The organism is Microcystis sp. M49636_WE2 (genome assembly GCF_030065375.1).
In the GTDB taxonomy this organism is placed as follows: domain Bacteria; phylum Cyanobacteriota; class Cyanobacteriia; order Cyanobacteriales; family Microcystaceae; genus Microcystis; species Microcystis aeruginosa_C.
Map to the genome: position 1 here is coordinate 1 of NZ_JASJFG010000787.1, position 1,949 is coordinate 1,949.

Consider the following 1,949-nt stretch of genomic DNA (forward strand, 5'->3'; position numbering starts at 1 on the left):
AAGTTAAACTCTAGAGGCGTTTCAAAGGCATCAATGATCGCGGAGGTGTCGGAGGAGAACGTCGCAGCATCAACCATATATGATAGACTCGGCAGTTAATCGGGCATTTTATCTTAACTCGCTCTGGCAACCCCCGACAAGTCGATTAATCTTCAGGTAAAACCCCACACCCTGTCCCCACGAACAACTTTTTCATCAAACCCTAGTTAGGAGAAGCATTGGGGGGAGTGGGACTGGTAACAGGTGCGGGGGGTGTCGTCCCGGTCGTGGGACTGGTGACAGGTGCGGGAGAAATCGATGGATTGGAAACGGGATAACGACTCAGGAATTGCCAAGCGATCGCAGCCAGCAAACCGAGAACACCGACTGCGATCGCTACCACGACTAGGGTTGAAACGGTAGTGGGTGCGGGGGGAGAGGTAGGACTAGAAACAGAAGAAGATGCGGGGGGGGGAGTGGGTATTGCTGTCACCGCTTCTTCTCCGGAGTAGGTGTCTCCTCTGTGATCAAAATCTTGGTCATTAAGATCGGGAATAATTCGTTCTTTGGCCTCAGCATAAATTAAAGGCCTGACAGTTTCAGCCGTAGGAACTACCCGACAATAAACTAGGGCGATGGTGGAGTTATCGTGACCGTTTTTCTGGTTAGCTAGTTGTAATAAACTTTCCCCCACTGCGGTTACAGTTTTCTCCCCTTGTAAAAGAGGCAGAATTTCACTGTCCCAGTATTGTTCTACCCGATCGTAATCACTTAAACCATCGGAACAGAGGAGAAAAACACAGTCTTGATCAATAATCAACCTCTGAACGGTGGGATAGAGATTAGTGGCGCTACTCATGCCCAAAGCTTGCACCAAGGCCCCGGCGTTGGGATACTGTATGGCATCACGATAGAGGAGATAGCCTAATTTCACTTCCCGGTCAGCGAGATCATCATCCACCGTCACTTGATGACAACCCTGGGCAGTAATCCAATAGATACGGGAATCCCCCACATGGGCCGCGTACATTTCCTCGGCCTGGCCAAAGGCCATAACTAGAGTCGTACCCATGCGCCGGCGATCTTGTCTTGACTCCTGATCATTGCGTTGACTGATCAGATCATTGGTGACACGAATCGCCTGTTCGAGGACAAGACTGTGACTATCGGGATAGACTTGAATATCAGTGGTGGGACTCTGATTAATTTCCCTAGGCAGGGTTTCGATCGCCAATTGAGCAGCGATTTCGCCCCCTTCCTGACCACCGATGCCATCACAGACAATCGCCAGGGGATTTTGACCATTAGACAGGGTTATGGCCTGATTAGCTGGGGGATAACAGGCATCCTCGTTGTGTTCCCGCACCGGACCGGTATCGGTGCAGGTAAAAATCTCATAGGTGCGTTCTTGACCTCTACCGTAGTGCTGTAGTGCATAATCGAGAATAGCGATCAGGGATTCCGGGCGATCGAGATCACCGGATTCTAGCTCTTGGGTCAGGGATGCGAGAAAATCTTGAATATTAGCGGCTGCCGTCGGGATCAGACCGGCCCAGAAAGCCCCTAAATCTCGTAAATTGGGAGCGGTGACCTCGTCTTTGCTTAATTCTAGTAATTGCAGCAGCTGATTATTCACTCTCGTCAGAAAAGGGTTAAGCAGACTAGAGACCATAGCTTTTTTCTGGAGGGGATACCAGAGTTTGGCCATTTGCCATAACCAGTGAATTTGCCTTAAATCGGAAGCTTGCGACCAAACCTCGGCCAGAGTGGGCAATAGTTCTGGATAAATTAATTCTCCCGTTTCATCGAGGGGAATAGTGCCGTATTCTAACAGCCAGATGTCCATATTTAAGCGTTCATCGGGACTGGGAATATAGCCATAGACTTGGGGAATGTGGAGATGGAAGGGTAACAATTTTAGGTAGAGGGAAATCCAGCTAGGAGGTTCGTCCGGCGCTTGGGGTGCTTGA

1 protein-coding gene is annotated in these 1,949 nt (G+C 49.9%); it reads right to left on the reverse strand.

Annotation, left to right across the window (positions count from 1 at the left end; all coding sequences use genetic code 11):
* Positions 1–202: 202 nt before the first annotated feature.
* Positions 203–1,949 (reverse strand): PP2C family protein-serine/threonine phosphatase (locus PX484_RS18030; RefSeq protein ID WP_288105000.1); only part of this gene is annotated, 1,747 nt, incomplete at its 5' end.